16 protein-coding genes are annotated in these 17,917 nt (G+C 75.7%); 7 read left to right on the forward strand and 9 right to left on the reverse strand.

What is annotated here, in order from left to right; all coding sequences use genetic code 11:
- Positions 1–18: 18 nt before the first annotated feature.
- On the reverse strand, positions 19–1,140 hold the full coding sequence (gene corA / locus ABT247_RS02380; RefSeq protein ID WP_350736643.1) for a magnesium/cobalt transporter CorA: 1,122 nt from the start codon (positions 1,138–1,140) through the stop codon (positions 19–21).
- A gap of 425 nt (positions 1,141–1,565) precedes the next feature.
- Here corA and ABT247_RS02385 point away from each other — a divergent pair, with 425 nt between their 5' ends.
- The gene (locus tag ABT247_RS02385; RefSeq protein ID WP_350736646.1) at positions 1,566–2,207 is read left to right on the forward strand and encodes a suppressor of fused domain protein; all 642 of its coding nucleotides are present in this window, start codon (positions 1,566–1,568) and stop codon (positions 2,205–2,207) included.
- A gap of 160 nt (positions 2,208–2,367) precedes the next feature.
- Here the strand turns inward: ABT247_RS02385 and ABT247_RS02390 are convergent, their stop codons facing one another.
- From ABT247_RS02390 to ABT247_RS02410, 5 genes are all read right to left on the reverse strand, one after another.
- On the reverse strand, positions 2,368–3,228 hold the full coding sequence (locus ABT247_RS02390; protein WP_350736648.1) for a PHP domain-containing protein: 861 nt from the start codon (positions 3,226–3,228) through the stop codon (positions 2,368–2,370).
- A gap of 52 nt (positions 3,229–3,280) precedes the next feature.
- Positions 3,281–3,919 (reverse strand): DUF6758 family protein, encoded by a 639-nt coding sequence (locus ABT247_RS02395; protein ID WP_350736650.1) that lies wholly within the window; start codon positions 3,917–3,919, stop codon positions 3,281–3,283.
- Between the two features lie 307 nt (positions 3,920–4,226).
- A complete protein-coding gene (locus ABT247_RS02400; protein ID WP_502892368.1) occupies positions 4,227–4,373 on the reverse strand; it encodes a DUF8834 family protein in 147 nt (48 codons plus the stop codon).
- Between the two features lie 390 nt (positions 4,374–4,763).
- The gene (locus ABT247_RS02405; RefSeq protein WP_350736652.1) at positions 4,764–5,642 is read right to left on the reverse strand and encodes an alpha/beta fold hydrolase; all 879 of its coding nucleotides are present in this window, start codon (positions 5,640–5,642) and stop codon (positions 4,764–4,766) included.
- A gap of 177 nt (positions 5,643–5,819) precedes the next feature.
- A complete protein-coding gene (locus ABT247_RS02410) occupies positions 5,820–7,850 on the reverse strand; it encodes a DEAD/DEAH box helicase (protein WP_350736655.1) in 2,031 nt (676 codons plus the stop codon).
- A 697-nt stretch (positions 7,851–8,547) separates the two neighbouring features.
- Between ABT247_RS02410 and ABT247_RS02415 the strand changes: the two genes are divergently transcribed.
- Positions 8,548–9,285, forward strand: a complete 738-nt coding sequence (locus ABT247_RS02415; protein WP_350736658.1) for a ferritin-like fold-containing protein — start codon at positions 8,548–8,550, stop codon at positions 9,283–9,285.
- A 6-nt stretch (positions 9,286–9,291) separates the two neighbouring features.
- On the opposite strand, the gene ABT247_RS02420 is transcribed toward ABT247_RS02415, so the two are convergent.
- The 3 genes from ABT247_RS02420 to ABT247_RS02430 all read right to left on the reverse strand — a co-directional run bounded on the left by ABT247_RS02420 (position 9,292) and on the right by ABT247_RS02430 (position 10,787).
- On the reverse strand, positions 9,292–9,618 hold the full coding sequence (locus ABT247_RS02420; RefSeq protein WP_350736661.1) for a hypothetical protein: 327 nt from the start codon (positions 9,616–9,618) through the stop codon (positions 9,292–9,294).
- 149 nt (positions 9,619–9,767) lie between these two features.
- Positions 9,768–9,995 (reverse strand): DUF3107 domain-containing protein, encoded by a 228-nt coding sequence (locus tag ABT247_RS02425; protein WP_350736664.1) that lies wholly within the window; start codon positions 9,993–9,995, stop codon positions 9,768–9,770.
- Positions 9,996–10,127: 132 nt separating this feature from the next.
- A complete protein-coding gene (locus ABT247_RS02430) occupies positions 10,128–10,787 on the reverse strand; it encodes a TetR/AcrR family transcriptional regulator (protein WP_350736667.1) in 660 nt (219 codons plus the stop codon).
- Between the two features lie 223 nt (positions 10,788–11,010).
- Here ABT247_RS02430 and ABT247_RS02435 point away from each other — a divergent pair, with 223 nt between their 5' ends.
- The 5 genes from ABT247_RS02435 to moeZ all read left to right on the forward strand — a co-directional run bounded on the left by ABT247_RS02435 (position 11,011) and on the right by moeZ (position 17,882).
- Positions 11,011–11,913 (forward strand): alpha/beta fold hydrolase, encoded by a 903-nt coding sequence (locus tag ABT247_RS02435; RefSeq protein WP_350736670.1) that lies wholly within the window; start codon positions 11,011–11,013, stop codon positions 11,911–11,913.
- 411 nt (positions 11,914–12,324) lie between these two features.
- Positions 12,325–14,079, forward strand: coding sequence for a DUF3492 domain-containing protein (locus tag ABT247_RS02440; protein ID WP_350736673.1), 1,755 nt, complete (start codon positions 12,325–12,327; stop codon positions 14,077–14,079).
- On the forward strand, positions 14,079–15,194 hold the full coding sequence (locus ABT247_RS02445; protein ID WP_350736676.1) for a hypothetical protein: 1,116 nt from the start codon (positions 14,079–14,081) through the stop codon (positions 15,192–15,194). The genes ABT247_RS02440 and ABT247_RS02445 overlap by 1 nt, the downstream gene beginning before the upstream one ends.
- Positions 15,195–15,443: 249 nt before the next feature.
- On the forward strand, positions 15,444–16,451 hold the full coding sequence (locus tag ABT247_RS02450) for an NAD-dependent epimerase/dehydratase family protein (RefSeq protein WP_350736679.1): 1,008 nt from the start codon (positions 15,444–15,446) through the stop codon (positions 16,449–16,451).
- A 252-nt stretch (positions 16,452–16,703) separates the two neighbouring features.
- Positions 16,704–17,882 carry an adenylyltransferase/sulfurtransferase MoeZ gene (gene moeZ, locus ABT247_RS02455; protein ID WP_350736682.1) on the forward strand — a complete coding sequence of 393 codons (1,179 nt, stop codon included), beginning with the start codon at positions 16,704–16,706 and terminating at the stop codon, positions 17,880–17,882.
- Positions 17,883–17,917: the final 35 nt, after the last annotated feature.

Genomic DNA, 17,917 nt, shown 5'->3' on the forward strand with positions numbered 1-17,917 from the left:
TGCGGCGGCGCGCCTCCGTCACAGCCAGCCGTTGCGGCGGAAGCCCCGGTACATCCCCACGCAGATCAGCGTCACCGCGCCGAGCACCGTCGGATAGCCGTACGGGCTGTGCAGCTCCGGCATGTAGTCGAAGTTCATCCCGTACACGCCGGTGATCATGGTGGGCACCGCGAAGATCGCCGCCCAGGCGGTGATCTTCCGCATGTCCTCGTTCTGCGCCACCGACACCTGGGCCAGGTTCGCCTGCAGCAGCGAGTTCAGCAGCTCGTCGAAGCCGTGCACCTGCTCCGTCACCCGGGCCAGGTGGTCCGCGACGTCCCGGAAGTACTTCTGGATGTCCGGGCCCACCAGGCTCTGCAGCGGCTCCGACAGCTGCTGCATCGGACGCAACAGCGGCACCACGGCGCGCTTGAACTCCAGCACCTCGCGCTTGAGTTGGTACACCCGGCCGACGTCGGCGCTGCGCCCGCCCTTGGCCGAGAAGACGCCGTACTCGATCTCGTCCACGTCGTTCTGCAGCCGCTCGGCGACCAGCAGGTAGTTGTCGACGACGTGGTCGGCGATCGCGTGCAGCACCGCGGACGGCCCCTTGGCCAGTAGCCCGGACTCGTCCGCGTCCGCCTCCAGCCGGTGCCGCAGCTCCTGGAGCGAGCCGTGGCCGCCGTGCCGGACGGTGATCACAAAGTCCCGCCCGGCGAACACCATCAGCTCGCCGGTCTCCACCACCTCGCTGGTGGGCGTCAGCTGGTCGTGCTCGACGTAGCGGATCGTCTTGAAGACGGCGAAGAGCACGTCGTCGTAGCGCTCCACCTTGGGCCGCTGGTGCGCGTGCACCGCGTCCTCCACCGCGAGCGGGTGCAGCCCGAAGCGCTGGGCGATGCCCTCGAACTCCGCCTCGGTCGGCTCGTGCAGCCCGATCCAGCTGAACGAGCCCGCCTCGTCCGGGAGTTGGTGCGCCGCCTTGACCCGGCGGGCGGCGTCGCGCGGGCTGCAGGTCTCACCGTTGCGCCGACCGTGCTGGTACACCGCGCAGTCAACGATCGCCGAGCTGCCGCCTTCCGGCACGGCGTCGTACGGGCCGACGAGGTCCCGGCGGCGGTTGGTGCGGACGGCGGCACGCAGGCTGTTGATCATCGACATGGCAGGCTCCCTGGGGCAGGAGCCGTCGCACGGCGGCACGGGAACGCGGGAAGCAGGGCCGTGGTGCGACGGCGAGGAACACCGGTGAAGGGGACGAGGGTGCTCTCCCGGCCGGCCGTCCGCCGTCGGTCCGCGCCCGGGCCACTACGGCTGGATCAGCCGGTGGGGCCCAAGAGGCGGGGAATGCGGGGAAGTCGGGGCCGGGCAGAGCTGCCGGTACTGCATGGTCGGCCGGTATCCACCGCAACCACCTCCTTCGCGCCGCCGCCCCGGGACGAACCGTCCCGGTGGCCAGTCGCTCACCCTAACATCTGACCGGGTATCGGCGCCCCGGGGTTTCACCTGCCTTTACGGGCCCTTGACGGCACGGCCCGCCGCACCGCCCCCCGGAGGCCCGGACACCCCGGCGGGTTACGCTCACCGGCATGGCGCATGACTTCCCGTCCTTCGGCGACCCCCACGGCGGCAGCTCCCCGGAACTCTCCCGGGAGGCGGTGCTGGCCGCCGTCGAGGCCCGGCTGATCGCGACCTTCGGCGAGCCGGGCGGCCGCGCCGCCGTCACCTTCCTCGGCGCCGACCGGATCGAGGTGCTGCGCTTCGGCCCGGACGCCGAGGGCCTGGTCCGCTACGCCACGCTCGGGATGTCCGCCGCGCCGATGGCCGACCCGACCTCGCCGGTCGCCGACCAGGTGCGCGGACCGCGGGTCGAACTGGTGCTGACCGTGCGCGGCGGGCACGACAGCGTGCTGCGCAGCCTCGCCACCTTCGCCGCGACCCCGCAGGTCGAGGGCCTCGTGGTGGCCCCGGGCGGCTCGCTGGACCTCGGCGCCCCGCTCTGGGACGGCGCCCCCTTCACCTCGGTGCTGGCCGCCGAGCCGGGAGGCCTGGTCGAGGACCTCGAACTGGCCGAGCCGGCGGAGCCGGTGCGCTTCCTGCCGCTGCTGCCGATGACGCCCAACGAGGCGGGGTGGAAGCGGGTGCACGGCGCGGCCGCGCTCCAGGAGCGCTGGCTGAACCAGGGCACCGACCTGCGCGATCCGGACCGGCGCGGGGCCCGACTGGACTGACGGCCGTTCAGGAGGGGCGTGCGGGCCGCTGCGCGTGCCCGCCCCGCGCTGCGGTACGCCGGAGCGCGGCGGGGCGGCCGGTCGCGCGGACGGCCGCCCAGCGCCTCGCGGCTCGGCGCTCGGGCGGTCCGGTGATCGGGCGGTCCGGTGATCGGGCGGTTCAGCGCTCGATCGGCTTGGCCCCGGTGGCCTGCGCCAGCAGCGCCTCGTACACGGCCGGATCGGTGGTGTACTCGCCGAGCCGCACGGTCTTGCGGCTGCCGTGGTAGTCGCTGGAGCCGGTCACCAGCAGACCCAGCTCGGCCGCCAGGCCGCGCAGCCGCCGCCTGGTGTCCTCGTCGTGGTCGGTGTGGTCGACCTCCAGCGCGGCCAGGCCGGCCGCCGCGAGGTCGGCGATCACCTGGTCGGGGACCGTCCGGCCGCGCTTGTCCGCACCGGGGTGGGCGAAGACCGGCACCCCGCCGGCCGCCCGGACCAGCCGGACCGCCTGCACCGGGTCGGTCTCGTGCTTGCGCACGTCCGCCCGGCCGCCGTTGGCCAGCCAGTCAGGGGTGAAGGCGTCCGAGACGGTCGCCACCACGCCCGCCTCGACCAGCGCGCTGGCGATGTGCGGGCGCCCCACCGAGCCGGCCCCGGCGATCCGCTGCACCTGCTCCCAGCTGATGTCCGCACCGAGCCGGCGGCAGCGCTCCACGATCGCGCGCCCGCGCCGGAACCGGTCGGTGCGCACCAGCTCCCGCTCGCGCGCGAACTCCGGCTCCTGCGGGTCGAACAGGTACGCCAGCAGGTGCATGCTGATGCCGTCCACCACGCAGGACAGCTCGGCGCCCGGGACGACGGTCAGCCGGGTGCCGTCCGGCAGCGCGTGCACCGCCCCGGCCGCCTCGGCGTGGCCGGCGACGGTGTCGTGGTCGGTGAGCGCCACCACGTCGAGGCCGGCGGCCACCGCCGCCGCGACCAGCTCGGCCGGGCTGTCGGTGCCGTCGGAGGCGGTGCTGTGGGCGTGCAGGTCGATGCGCACGGGGCGGGCTCCTGGAGGCTCGGGTGCCGCCCAGGATAGGCCGTGCGGCCGGTCAGCCGAGCAGTCGGGGGGAGAGCGCCCCGCAGGGCAGCAGGTCCAGCTCGGCGCCGGCCTCGCGCAGGTCGGTGAGCACCAGTTCGTCGTACATGACGAGGGCGGACTGCTCGGGCCAGGCGACCGCCCAGAGCCACAGCCCGCGGGCCTCGCCGACGAACACCGCGCGGTCCGCCGGGGCGTCCGGGACGTGGAACATCGGGGTGGGGCGCCCGGCGGCCATCAGCTTGGCGTCGGCGGGCTTGTAGAGGCCGACGGAGTCGCCCGGGTCCGGCCCGGGCAGCCCGGCGTACCGGGCGCCGAGCCCGACGCCCAGCTCCTCGGCGACCAGCACCAGTTCGCCGAAGCCGCCGAGCGGCGCCGGTCCGGAGCAGGCGACGGCCGTGGCGCGGGCGCCCGAGACGTCGTCGCCGACGTGGCTGATGCCGGTGTAGAGCCAGCCGACGGGGAGCGGCCAGGGCAGCCAGACCGGGACCTGCGAGCGGGCGACGGCCACGCCCAGGGCCTCCACACTGGGGGGCAGCACCGGCTGCATCGGGTGAACGGCTCCGTGCCGGTCGCACTGCCAGGTGTCTGAGAACAGACCGGGGGCGCGGACCCGGCCGGCGCACCTCGGGCAGCTTGGCTCGCCCCTCATAGCCGACAACGCTCCTCCCTCCGGACCGCCGCGTCAAGGACGATCACCCGTACGGACGGCTACGGCGGCACCTGTCGGTGGCGGACTCCCGGCCGACGCGGGGTGGGCGCGGCGCAGGCGGTTCCCGTTGGGGGATGTCCCGTCGCGGGCGGCGGCAAACGTCCGGCGTTCGGGCCCGGACGCACTGACGCCCCGTCGGCGGCGGATGCGGTGACGGGGCGTCAGTCGGGTATCGGGACGTCGGGGTCGGACGTGCCCGGTTCGTCGGCGGCGGGTGAGGGCTCCCGGTCGGAGGCGCCGCGCTCGGTCAGACGGTCGGGCACGGGCGGATGAGCAGGCGTTCGCCGGTGCGGGCGGCGGCCTCGACGTACTCGCGGACGGTTTCGGCGTCGGCGATCAGGCGGTCGGCGGCGGAGCCGTCGGTGTCGTCCAGTCGGAGGATCTCGAAGCGCATGGGCTTGGTCATGGGCGTCTCCTTTCCTGGCCCCGCCGGGCGGGGCGATCGCGGCTGAGTGGGTATCAGCCCTTTCGGGGTCGTGCGGATCCGGCGGAACTGCCGGAGTGGTGGCGCGGTGCGTGCGGCGGCCTGCTGCGGCAAGTGCTCCCCCTGCTTGCCCGGTGCGTCGATTGCCTCGTGCAGCCACGGTGTCGTGGCGGTGCTACTGGGCCGTTGCCCGTCGGTGAAGTCCAGGTTTCGCCTGGTGGCTCCGGTGAGAGGGCCGGCGATGATTCCCGGACAGAATCAAAGATTACCGTAACTAACGACTTTTGTCCCGTGCGAGGACGGACGAAATGTCGAAAGTGGTTCAGACCACTCCGGCAGGGCGGGCGGGGCCGGTGCGGCTCAGGCCCAGAACGCGGCCAGCGCCTCGGCCGTGGCGGCCGGCTGCTCCGCGTTGGGGGAGTGGCCCGCGTCCGCGACGACGACCCGGCGGGCGCCCAACCGCTCCGCCATCCGGGACTGCTCCGGCACCGGCCACGCGTAGTCCCGCACGCCGGACAGCACCAGCACCGGCAGCACCCCGGCGACCACCGCGGCCAGCTCGTCCACCCGGTCCGGCGCCGACACCAGGTGCCCGCCGGTCACGGCGAGCGCCTGCGGCACATTGGCCACCCAGCGGCGGTGCAGGAACTCCGCGACCTCCGGTGCCAGGGCGGCCCTCGGCTCCCCGCTGCTCTCGTCCATCTGCCGCATGACCTGCCAGATCTCCTCCAGGGTCATGACCGGGAGGGCGTCCAGCAGCAGCTTGGTGCGGGCCGCCTCGGTCGGGTCGATCGCGCCCGGGCCGGTGGAGACCAGGGTCAGCGAACGCCAGGGCAGCGGGCCGTCCGCGGCGGCCGCGAGCACCGCCTCCCGCACCACCTGGCCCCCGAAGGAGTGCCCCAGCAGGTGCAGCGGCCCGTCCTCGGCCGTGAGCACCCCGGTCAGCGCCCGCACGTCCGCGCCCAGCGCGGCCACCTCGTACGCGGCCGCCTCGTCCGGTCCGCCGGTCTCGTACTGCCCGCGCTGGTCCACGGCCGTCACCCGGAACCCGGCGGCGGCGAGCGGCTCCAGCAGGCCGATGAAGTCCTCCTTGCTGCCGGTGAAGCCCGGCACCAGCAAGGCCGACCCGCGCACCGCCCCGGCGGGCTCCGCCCGCAGCACCGCGAACTCCCCCCGGGGCGTCGCGACCCGCGCGGCCCGCGCGCAGGCCGGCAGGGTGAGGAACGGCGGAGTGCTCATGGAACGCTTCCCTTCCACGACAGGGCGACGCCCCGAGCTTACGGCGTACGCGGACCCCAACCCTGCTGGTCAGGGCGGCGTGGCCGATCCGGGTCGGCGGCCGCGGTCGGGCCGGGAACGCCCGAGGGGGCGGGCGGGCCGCGACGGGCCCGGCCGCCCCCTCGGGGGTGGTGCCGGTCAGGCCTCCGGGGTGACCGCGGCCTTGCGGGTGCGGGTCCGCTTGCGCGGAGCCGGGACCTCGGCGGCCGGAGCCTCGGCGGCCGGGGCCTCGGCGGCCGGGGCCTCGGCGGCCGGGGCCTCCGGGGCGGTCTCCGCCACGGCCTTGGGCTTGCGGGTCCGGGTGCGGGTCGCGGGCTTCTCCGCCACCGGAGCCTCGACGGCAGCCTCGGCGGCGGCCTCCACGGTCTCGACGGCCTTCGGCTTGCGGGTCCGGGTCCGGGTCGCGGGCTTCTCCGCCACCGGAGCCTCGGCGGCAGCCTCGGCGGCGGCCTCGACGGTCTCGGCGGCCTTCGGCTTGCGGGTCCGGGTGCGGGTCGCCGGCTTCTCGGCCGGGGCCTCGGCGGTCTCCACCGCGGCCTCAGCGGCCTCAGCGGCCTCGACGGTCTCCGCCGCGGCCTTGGGCCTGCGGGTCCGGGTGCGGCGCGGCTTCTCCTCGGCGACCGGCGCGGCCACGGCCTCGACGACCGGGGCGGCCTCGACGGCCGCCGCAGCCGGGGCGGCCTCGGTCACGGCCTCGGTCGCCGCCACGGCGGCCTCGGCGACGGCGGCGCCACCACGGGAACGGCGGCGACGGCGGCGCGGCGCGGCCTCGCCCTCGGCGGTCTCCACGGCCGTGGCGGACGCGGCGCCCTCGGTCACCGGGGTGCCCTCGCCCTCGGCACCGACCGCGGAGCCGCGGCGGGTGCGGCGGCGCTCACGGGTGCGGCGCGGCTTCTCCTCCGCCGGGGTCTCGACGGCCGGGCGGCCCGAGTCGGCCCGCCCACCGCGGCCGCGGCCGGAGCGGGCGCCCCGTCCGCCGGTCTCGCCGAGGTCCTCGATCTCCTCCGCGCCGAGCCCGGCCCGGGTGCGCTCCGACCGCGGCAGCACGCCCTTGGTGCCCGGCGCGATCTTCAGCAGCTCGTACAGGTGCGGGGAGGTGGAGTAGGTCTCCTCCGGCTCGTTGAACGGCAGGTCCAGCGCCTTGTTGATCAGCTGCCAGCGCGGGATGTCGTCCCAGTCGACCAGGGTGACGGCCGTCCCGGAGGCGCCGGCGCGGCCGGTGCGGCCGATCCGGTGCAGGTAGGTCTTCTCGTCCTCGGGGCACTGGTAGTTGATGACGTGGGTGACGCCCTCGACGTCGATGCCGCGGGCCGCGACGTCGGTGCAGACCAGTACGTCGACCTTGCCGTTGCGGAAGGCGCGCAGCGCCTGCTCGCGGGCGCCCTGGCCGAGGTCGCCGTGGACGGCGCCGGCCGCGAAGCCGCGCTGGGTCAGCTGGTCGGAGACGTCGGCGGCGGTGCGCTTGGTGCGGCAGAAGATCATCGCCAGCCCGCGGCCGTCGGCCTGGAGGATGCGCGAGACCATCTCGACCTTGTCCAGCGAGTGCGCACGGAAGATGTGCTGCTCGATGTTGGCGACGGTCGTGCCGGTGTCGTCCGGGGCGGCGGCCCGGATGTGGGTCGGCTGGCTCATGTACCGGCGGGCGAGGTTGATCACCTGGCCCGGCATGGTGGCCGAGAACAGCAGGGTCTGCCGCTTGGCCGGCAGCATGGTGATGATCTTCTCGACGTCCGGCAGGAAGCCCAGGTCGAGCATCTCGTCGGCCTCGTCCAGCACCAGCGCGCGGACCTGGGACAGGTTCAGCTTCTTCTGCCCGGCGAGGTCCAGCAGACGGCCGGGGGTGCCGACCACGATGTCGACGCCCTTGGCGAGCGCCTCGACCTGCGGCTCGTACGCGCGGCCGCCGTAGACGGCCAGGACGCGCACGTTGCGGACCTTGCCGGCGGTCTGCAGGTCGTTGGTGACCTGGGTGCAGAGCTCACGCGTCGGGACGACGATCAGCGCCTGCGGGAAGTCGGTGAGGTCCTCCTCGGCGGCCCGGCCGGCGTCCACGTCGGCGCGCACGACGACCCGCTCGATCAGCGGGAGGCCGAAGCCGAGGGTCTTGCCGGTGCCGGTCTTGGCCTGGCCGATGACGTCGTGGCCGGTCAGGGCCACGGGGAGGGTCATCTCCTGGATCGGGAAGGGATGGACGATGCCGACGGACTCGAGCGCCTCGGCGGTCTCCGGGAGGATCCCCAGGTCCCGGAACGTCGTCTTGGTGGGTTCAGCGGTGGTGGACAGGGTGCTGCCTCTTCCGTTTTCGGAGGGGCCGAGAGCGAGCGGCGGGCGGGCAGCCGCGCGGCTGCGTACGGGCCTTTGGCGGCCCTGATGACAGCTGCGCGGACGCACAACCGCGCCGGTCCCTGCGGCCGGCCGGTGCGCGCGGCCCGGTGCGGGGCGCGTCGCCGGCGGCGTCGGGGAGGGTTCCCGTGAGGGACCTGCGCGGGACCTCCGCCTGCGGGCGTGGTCTCGGCGGCCCTCGCTCGGCCACTGATGCGGTGCCAAGGCTTGAAGTCCAAGCCATGGTCGGAGCCGATCGGCTCTCCGACCGGGCATCCGCGTACGTGAGTACCCGTGCCTCCGGTGCGGACACGTCCGAGGGGACGGCGCCGCTACGGAGCGGACTCGCGCGGGCCACCGAGACGGCGGTGGGACCGAGCGAGCACGACGGGGCTCCGTACCACCATACAGTCAGGCGACGACTCGAACACGTGACGCGTCTGACATCGCCCGCACCGCGGGCCCCTGACCGGGCACTCCGGGCGGTCACCCGGGTGCGGCGGGTGGTGGGGCGGGCGCCCCGCCCGCACTAAGGTGGCGGGTCATGGAGACCCATGGTGAGACGCAGGACGGCGCGGCCGGCGAGGCCGGCTCGATCGGCGACTGGGCGACGTGCTCGGCCGACCCGGGCTACCGGGCGGCGGTGCTGGACCTGCTCGGCGCGCTCGCGTACGGCGAGCTGAGCGCCTTCGAGCGGCTCGCCGAGGACGCCAAGCTGGCGCCGGACCTCGCCGACAAGGCGGCCCTGGCCCGGATGGCCTCCGCCGAGTTCCAGCACTACCAGCGGCTGCACGACCGGCTCGCCGAGGTCGGCGCCGACCCGCAGGAGGCCATGCGCCCCTTCGTCGAGCCGCTGGAGCTGTTCCACCGGATGACCGCCCCCTCGGACTGGCTGGAGGGCCTGGTCAAGGCCTACGTGGGCGACGCCATCGCCACCGATTTCTACCGCGAGGTCGCCGTCCGCCTGGACGACGACACCCGCGAGCTGGTCCTCGGGGTCATGTCCGACACCGGCCACGCCCAGTTCGCCGTCGACAAGGTCCGCCGGGCCATCGAGGCCGACCCGCGGGCCGGCGGGCGGCTCGCGCTCTGGGGCCGGCGGTTGATGGGCGAGGCGCTCAGCCAGGCCCAGCGGGTCGTCGCCGAGCGCGACGCGCTGTCCAACCTGCTGGTCGGCGGCGTCCGGGTGCAGGGCTTCGACCTGGTCGAGGTCGGCAAGATGTTCAACCGGATCACCGAGGCCCACACCCGGCGGATGGCCGCGCTCGGCCTCGCCTCCTGACCGCCGTCAGGCCGGCCGGTGCCGCCGCGGCGCGCGGTGGGCCCGGGCCCGGTGCGGGCGGTGCCGGTGCGCCGGTGCCCGCCCCGCGGCGAGGTCCGGCCGGGCCAGCAGCGAGGTGACCACGCCCGCCGCCAGGGCCGAGAAGGCCACCGCGACCACCGGGTGGCGCCCGTCCAGGCAGAAGTGCGCGAGCACCCCGCCGAGCAGCGCCGCCGCCAGCGCCGTGCCGGTGACGAGTGGACGCGACGCCTGGAAGTACTGGGGCAGCGCCAGCAACGCGGCCGCGGCCGTGACCAGGCCGACGAGGGCGAAGACGATCGACTCGACCAGCAAGGCAGCCTCCCCTGGGACGGGTGCACGGCACCGGCGCCGCACCTGTCGCCGTACCCCGGCCCACCCGGCCGTACACGCGACGGTGCCCCGCTCCCCGAAGGGAGCGGGGCACCGCGGCGACCTGCTCGGCCGGCCTGCTCGTCGGCGCCTCAGAGGGTGCCGAAGCCGACCTTGCGGACGGTCTGCTCGCCGATCTCCACGTACGCCAGGCGCTCGGCCGGGACGATGACGCGGCGGCCGTGCTCGTCGGTCAGCGAGAAGAGCTTGGTGGAGCCCTCCAGCGCCTTCGCGACCGCGCTCTCGACCTCATCGGCAGTCTGCGAGCTCTCGATCACGATCTCGCGCGGCGCGTTCTGCACGCCGATCTTGACCTCCACGGCTTCCGTCCCTCCGGGGTTGCAGCCTCCTCGCGCGGGCACCGGACCGCCTGGAACAGGCGTTCACGGACCGCGCCGTACGGCTTCACCATAGAGCACCCGATCACCGGCCAGGCGAAGGTCAGCGGATCGTCACCGCTGCGCGGAGGCCTCCCCGGCCTGCTCGCCCGGGTGCATCGGGAAGCCCTTCAGCCCCCGCCAGGCCAGGCTCGCGACCAGCCGCACCGCCTCGTCGCGCGGGATCTCCAGCCCCTGCGAGAGCCAGTACCGGGCGGTGATCTGGGCCAGCCCGCAGACCCCGGCGGCCAGCAGCTTGGACTCCGCCTCCGGGAGGTCGGTGTCCTCCTGGATCACCTGGCTGACCAGCGTCGCGCTGGCCTCGGAGGCCCGCTCGACCCGCTCGCGCACGGCCGGCTCGTTGGTCAGGTCCGACTCGAACACCAGCCGGAACGCGCCCGACTCGCTGGAGACGTAGTTGAAGTACGCCTCCATCGTCGCGGCCACCCGCAGCTTGTTGTCCGTGGTCGTCCCCAGCGCCTCGCGGGTGGACTCGACCAGGGCGTCGCAGTGCTTGTCCAACAGCGCCAGGTACAGCTCCAGCTTCCCGGGGAAGTGCTGGTAGAGCACCGGCTTGCTGACCCCGGCGCGGTCGGCGATGTCGTCCATGGCGGCCGCGTGGTACCCCTGCGCGACGAACACCTCCTGGGCGGCACCGAGCAGTTGTTCACGGCGGGCGCTTCGCGGCAGGCGGGCACCGCGCGGGCGCTCCTGCGCCTCCTGGATGGCCGTCACGGCGCTCCTCACTTCGGGGTTGTTCGGGGGCTGGCGAGAGGGCCGATTCTACTTTTCGGTAACCGCGCCCGCGTTCGGCGATGGCGAGAAAAGCTGCTCGGCCCGCTTGTCAGGAGCCCACAATACGGCGCTGACCTCGGCCTCGGCAGTGGTGCGACGAGGGATGGAACGGCCGGACCACCCCCACCGCCCCCGGCCCCGGGGCTCACTACCATCGTCCACCATGAGCAGCGCTGAGCAGCAGGTACGTACGGTCGAGGTCCCCGGCGCGGTGCTCGCGGTGCACCGCCCCGCCGTGCAGGCGGCACCGGACGGGCGGGAGCCCGGACTCTTCGTGCACGGCCTGGGCGGCTCGGCCGCCAACTGGACCGTCCTGATGGACCGGCTCTCCGGCCTCGTCGACGGCGTGGCCGTCGACCTGCCCGGCTTCGGCCGCTCCACGCCGCCCGCCGACGGCAACCTCAGCGTCTCCGGCCACGTGCGCGCCGTCATCGGCTACCTGGAGGCCGCCGGGCGGGGGCCGGTCCACCTCTTCGGCAACTCGCTCGGCGGCGCCGTCGCCGTGCGCCTCGCCGCCCTGCGCCCCGACCTGGTCCGCAGCCTCACCCTGGTCTCGCCCGCCCTGCCCGAACTGCCCCCGCAGCGATCCGCCTGGTCCACCGGCCTGCTCGCCCTGCCCGGCGTGCCCGCCCTGCTGCGCCGGATGCCGGCCGGCCGGCGCGGCGTCGAGGCGGCCACCGAGGACCTGCTGCGGCTGGTCTACGGCGACTCGGCCGCGCTCAGCCCGGCCACCCGGGCCGAGGCGGTGGCCGAGTACCGGCGCCGCCTGGAGGTGCCGCACGCGATGGCGGCCCTGATCGGCTCGGCCCGCGGCATCGTCTCGGCGTACACCGAGCGCGGCGACCAGGCACTGTGGCGGCAGGCCGAGCAGGTCGAGGCGCCGGTGCTGCTGGTGTACGGGCTGCGCGACAAGCTGGTCGGCTACCGTTCGGCCCGGCGGGCCTGCGCGGCCTTCGCGGACGCCCGGCTGCTGGTGCTGCCCGAGTCCGGCCACGTGGCGATGCTCGAGCACCCGGACGCGGTCGCCCGGGCCGTCCGCGAGCTGATCGCGCACGCCGGGCGCTGACCCGGCGGCGGGCGCGCGAAGGCCGGGAGCGGCGGGCGGGCCCGCGCCGCGCCGGTGCCGGGCGGTCTGCGCCCGTACCGCTCGCGCCGCGCCCCCTGCCCCCCTGACGGCGCCCGCTAACGGCCCGCTTCGCGGCGAGGTCACGGCGGTTCACTCGTTCAGGTGGCAGCCAGGCATGTGACCGATGGATCGCCCCGGGCCGGTCCTACCTTTCTGCTGCCGGACCGAACAGGTGTGGGGGAGGGCCGCCGACGCCGGAGCACGCGGCGGGCGGCCCGGGCAAGCGTCCCGGCGCACGGCCCCGCGGCTCCCGAGGCCCCTTCCCGAGGGGCGTCCCAGGGGTGCGAGGGACAGCCGGCCCTGACCGGGGCCACCGGCAGCGCCCCACTCCGAGGCAGAAGGAGGTCTTCCGTGCGCGTCGCCCTGCTCACCGAGGGTGCCCGTCCGCATCCGAGACGTGGCGCCGGAGCCTGGTGCGACCGGCTGGCCGAGGGCCTGCCGGAGCACGAGTTCGAGCTGTACCTGCTGACCGGTCCCGAAGGCCTCGGCCACGCCGAGCGGCTCTCGCCCGCCTGGCACGGGGCGCGCGACCTGCCGCTGTGGGGGCGCCCCCCGCGCGGCCGGGGCCCGGGCGCCCGGCGCGGACGCCGGTACGCCGCGGCGTACGAGGAACTGCTGCGCGCCCTGGTGCTGCCCGGGCAACGGGCCGCCTTCGGCCCCGGGCTGTACCGGCTGGCCGCCCTCGCCCGGGAGGACGGCGCCCTCCCCGGCTTCCTCGCCTCCGGGGCCGCCCGGCGGATCCTGGAGCGGACCTGGCGGCTCCCCGGCGCCGCCGCCCCCGCCGGGCCGCCGCTGGTCCGCGACGTGCTGGCCGCCGCCGACCTGCTGGAGCAGTGCCTGCGCCCGCTGTCCGCGCCCTGGTACGGCACCGGACCCGGTGGCTTGGGCGCCGCCGACCTGTGCCACGTGGTCGGCGGCGGCCCCACCGCGCTGCCCGCCCTGGTGGCCCGGCAGCTGCACGGGGTGCCGTTCGTCGTCACCGAGCACGGCCCGTACCTGCGCGAGCAGTACCTCGGCCACCGGGAGGCGCCGCACGCCCGGCCCGTCCGGGCGCTGCTGCTGGCGTTCCTCCGCGCCCTCACCGAGGAGACCTACCGGCAGGCCGCCCTCCTCACCCCCGGCAGCGCCCACGACCAGCAGTGGCAGCGCCGCTGCGGGGCCGATCCGGGCCGCACCCGGGTCGTCCCCGAGGGCACCCCGGACGTGGACCGCCCGGCGGCCGGGCCCGAGCCCGAGCGGCCGACCCTGGTCTGGGCGGGCCCGCTGGAGCCGGGGCACGACCCCGAGCTCATGCTGCACGCCTTCGCCCGGGTCCACGCCGAACTGCCCGGGGCCCGGCTGGCCGTCCACGGCGAGGAGACGGCCCCCGGCTACCGGGCGCACTGCGCCGCGGTCGCCGAGCGCCTGGGCATCACCGGAGCGGTGGACTTCGCCGGCCGGCCCGAGTCGCTCGCGAAGGTCTGGGAGGAGGGCACCGTGGCCGTCTTCTCCGCGCTCTCCCGGCGCAGCCCCCGCCTGCTCGTGGACGCCATGCTGAGCGGGCGGGCCGTGGTGTCCACCGACGTCGGGATCGCCCGCGAGGTGGTCGGCCCCACCGGGCTGCTGGTGCCCGCGCGCGACCCGCGCGCCCTGGCCGGCGCCTGCCTGGCCCTGCTGGGCGACGAGGAGCGGCGCGCCCGGCTCGGGCTGGCCGGGCGACTGCGGGCGCAGGAACGCTTCGCCGTGGAACCGGTGATCGGTGCGTTCCGGGAGATCTACCTGGAACTGGTCTCGCAGTACCCGGCCTTCCCCGACGGCGGGGACGGCGGCGAGGACGGCCGGACACCCCGGCCCTTCGCCCGCCCCGCCGAGTACTGGCTCAGCGACGGCCAGCGCACGGGCCCCGGCGACGGCCCCGGCGGGGGGCGCAACGCTCCCGGCGGCGGAAACGCTCCCGACGGCGGGAACGCTCCTGGCCCAGGGAACGACGGCGGCCGCGGCCACGCGGGCGGCCGCGGGCACGACGGCAGCGGCGGACACGACGGCGGCCGCGGGCACACTCCCCGCGGCGCGGACGACGGCACCGGCGGTCAGGAGCACGCCGAAGAGCTCGCGGAGGCCGTCTGATGTCCGGCACAGCGGCGCGCCCCAGCGTCGACCCGGTGCGCGAGCTGATGGCCGACCACCGCGAGCTGTGCGAACGCGCCGTCGACCCGCTGGAGATCGCCGCCGGACTGGAGGAGGCCGGACTCGGCCCGGACACCGCGGCACGCTGCCGGCACGCCGACCTGTTCTCGCTGGCCGAGGAGCTGTACGCCCGGGTGCCCCGCCGCCCGCCGGCCGCAGCGGAGCCGGCCGGGCCCCGGCCGTGCCGGGCCGCCACCAAGGCGGCGCTGGCCGCCGCCGCGCTCGCCACCCCGCCCTGCGCCGCGGTGGCGGCGCTCGGCCCGCACTGGCCGGTGCTGCTGTCCGCCGCCGTCCCGCTGGTGCTGCTGCCCGCGCTCACCGCCCCGGCCCCGGAGGACCCGGGGCCGCCGCCGACCGCCCCGGCCGCCCCCGCGGACGCCCTGGGCCCGGCCCCGGCCCGGCCCCCGCACGCCCGGCTGCGGCCGGACCTCCGGCCGGGGCCCGCCTTCCGCTTCCGCCCCGCCGTGCTCGGCCACGGCCTCGGCCTGGCCGCGCTGCTGCTGCTCCCGGTGGCCGTACCGGGTGGGGACCGGGCGCCGGCCGCCGCGCTGGTGCTGGCCGCCGCCGTGTCGACGGGCTCGGCCGAGCGGGCGGCCCGCTGGTACCGGCAGGTCGGCCGGGGGCACCTCGGGGCGGCGCGCACGCTGGCCGAGTTCCGGGCCCGGATGCGGCCGGTGCTGCCGGTCGCGGTCGCGCTGCACCTGGCGGTGCTCGCGGTGCTGACGTACGCCGCGCTGGCGGTGCTCGCGGCGGTGGCGCCGCGCCCCGGGCCCGGCGGCGGGCTGCTGCACCAGGCGGTGGAGCGGGCCGGTGCCGGGCAGTGGGCGGCGCAGGGCGTGCTGGGTCTGCTGCTGGTGCTGCCCGCCCTGCTGGCCCGCTGCGGCCGGGCGCGGGCCGCCGCGCTGGGCGCGCTGGCCGGGGCGGCCGCGTCGGCGGTGCCGCCGGCCCTGGGGCGCCCCGGGACGTCGGCGGTGCTGCTGGGCGGCGGGGCGGTCGCGGTGGTGCTGCTGGGGTACGCCTGGGCGCGGCTCGGCCGGGCCGGCGCGCACCGCTGACACCGTGCCGCCCCGCCCGCACCCGCCCCGCCCGTGCGCCCTGCCCGTCCGCCCGGCCCGTGCCGCCCTGTGCCGGCCGCCCCAGCCGCCCCAGCCGTCCTCGGCCCCCGGCGTCCCGATGACCTGCTGACCGGGCGCCGACGTCCGCCGTGCCGACGTCCCGCCCGCCCGACGCTCACAACGCTGTTCGTTCGTAGTTCTCAGTCCGCCAGGTCGTCCCCGACCTCGCTTCGTGGAAGGACACCCCCGATGAGGGTGCTGCTGCTGGGCGCCGACGGCTTCATCGGCCGCCGGGTCACCGATCGTCTGCTCATGGACCAGGAGTTGCAGGTGACGGTGCTCGGCCGGCGCGACTCGGCCGACATCCGCTTCGACCTCACCACCGGGAGCCCGGGCGCGCTGGCCCGTTTCCTGGACGCGGTCGCGCCGCAGGTGGTGATCAACTGCGCGGGTGCCACCTACGGCAGCTCCCGCACGCTGATCCGGTCGAACACGCTGGCCGTCGCGACCGTCTGCGAGGCGATCCGGCGCAGTCGGGAGCCGGCCCGGCTGGTGCACGTCGGCTCGGCCGCCGAGTACGGGCCGGTGCCCGGCGGGGTGCCGGTCTCCGAGCAGGCCGAGCCCCGGCCGGTCGGCCCGTACGGGGTGTCCAAGCTGGCCGGGACGGAGCTGGTGCTGGCCTCCGGGCTGGACGCGGCGGTGCTGCGGGTGTTCGACGTGGTGGGCCCGGGGGCGCCGACCGCCTCGCTGTTCGGGCGGCTCGCCGAGGGCCTGCGGCGGGCGCTGGAGCGGGACGAGAACCAGGTGCGGATGCCGGACCTGTCCGGATACCGGGATTTCGTGGACGTGCGGGACGTCGCGCGGGCGATCCAGGCGGCGGCGGTCTCGGCGGCCACCGGGGTGATCAACGTGGGCAGCGGGCACGCCGTACGGGCCCGGGACGCGGCCCAGCTGCTGGTGCGGGCCTCGGGGTTCGAGGGGGCGATCGTCGAGGAGAACCGGCAGGTCCTGCTGCCCGCGCAGGTCGGCGGGCCGGGCGGTGACCACCTGCCCGGCCAGCACCACGCGTCGGGGGCGTACCTGCCGGGGCACCGTCCGGAGGGCCAGCGGCCGGAGGGCCGGCCGGCCCCGGGCGAGCCGGTGCCGTGGCGGCAGGCGGACGTGCGCACCGCCCGGGACCGTCTCGGCTGGCGGACACAGGTGCCGCTGGAGGAGTCGCTGGGGGACGTCTGGCTGGAGACGGCCTGCCGGGTGTGAGGCCGCCGACGGGGCCGCCCGGGCCCGGTCCGGGAGCGGCCCTGGCCCGGAATCACGGGCCGGGGGCGCCCCCGGGCGGCCGCTCCGGCCGGTTCCACGATCCGGCGCCGCTCGTCTCGCCCATCGGACGGGCTGTCTCGGAATAGCGGCGGGGCATGACACTGTTGGCGTAGAGAGCCACCCGCGTGGCGGAGCAGCAACCCGTCCGAGGCGGCCCCGGGCCACCTGAACAAGACACCCATCGGAGTCCCCGTGTCGTTGCCACCCCTGGTCGAACCGGCCGACGAGCTCACCGTTGACGAGGTCCGCAGGTACTCCCGCCACCTGATCATCCCCGACGTCGGGATGGCCGGGCAGAAGCGGCTGAAGAACGCCAAGGTGCTGTGCGTCGGCGCCGGCGGCCTGGGCTCGCCCGCGCTGATGTACCTGGCCGCCGCCGGTGTCGGCACGCTCGGGATCGTCGAGTTCGACGTGGTCGACGAGTCGAACCTGCAGCGCCAGATCATCCACGGGCAGGCGGACATCGGCCGCTCCAAGGCCGAGTCGGCGCGGGACTCCGTCAAGGAGATCAACCCCTACGTCGACGTGGTCCTCCACGAGGAGCGCCTCGACAACTCCAACGTGATGGAGATCTTCTCCGGCTACGACCTGATCGTGGACGGCACCGACAACTTCGCCACCCGCTACCTGGTGAACGACGCCGCGGTGCTGCTGGGCAAGCCGTACGTGTGGGGCTCGATCTACCGCTTCGACGGCCAGGCCAGCGTGTTCTGGGCCGAGCACGGCCCCTGCTACCGCTGCCTGTACCCGGAGGCCCCGCCGCCGGGCATGGTCCCGTCCTGCGCCGAGGGCGGCGTGCTGGGCGTGCTGTGCGCGTCGATCGGCTCGATCCAGGTCAACGAGGCGATCAAGCTGCTGGCCGGCATCGGCGACCCGCTGGTCGGCCGGCTGATGATCTACGACGCCCTGGAGATGAACTACCGCCAGGTGAAGGTCCGCAAGGACCCGAACTGCGCCGTCTGCGGTGAGAACCCGACGGTCACCGAGCTGATCGACTACGAGGCCTTCTGCGGCGTCGTGTCGGAGGAGGCGCAGGCCGCCGCCGCCGGGTCGACCATCACCTCGCACCAGCTCAAGCAGTGGCAGGACGACAAGGAGGACATCTACCTCGTCGACGTCCGCGAGCCCGGTGAGTTCGAGATCGTCAACATCCCCGGCGCGGTGCTGATCCCGAAGAACGAGTTCCTGATGGGTGACGCGCTGGAGAAGCTGCCGCAGGACCGGAAGATCGTGCTGCACTGCAAGTCGGGCGTGCGCTCGGCCGAGGTGCTGGCCGTGGTGAAGGCCGCGGGCTTCGCCAACGCCGTCCACCTCGGCGGCGGGGTGCTCGGCTGGGTGAACCAGGTCGAGCCGCACAAGCCGGTCTACTAGGTCTCCCGGGGCCCCTGAGGCACCGACGCGAGGGA

It is taken from the genome of Kitasatospora sp. NPDC001539 (assembly GCF_040298565.1).
Classification (GTDB): Bacteria; Actinomycetota; Actinomycetes; order Streptomycetales; family Streptomycetaceae; genus Kitasatospora.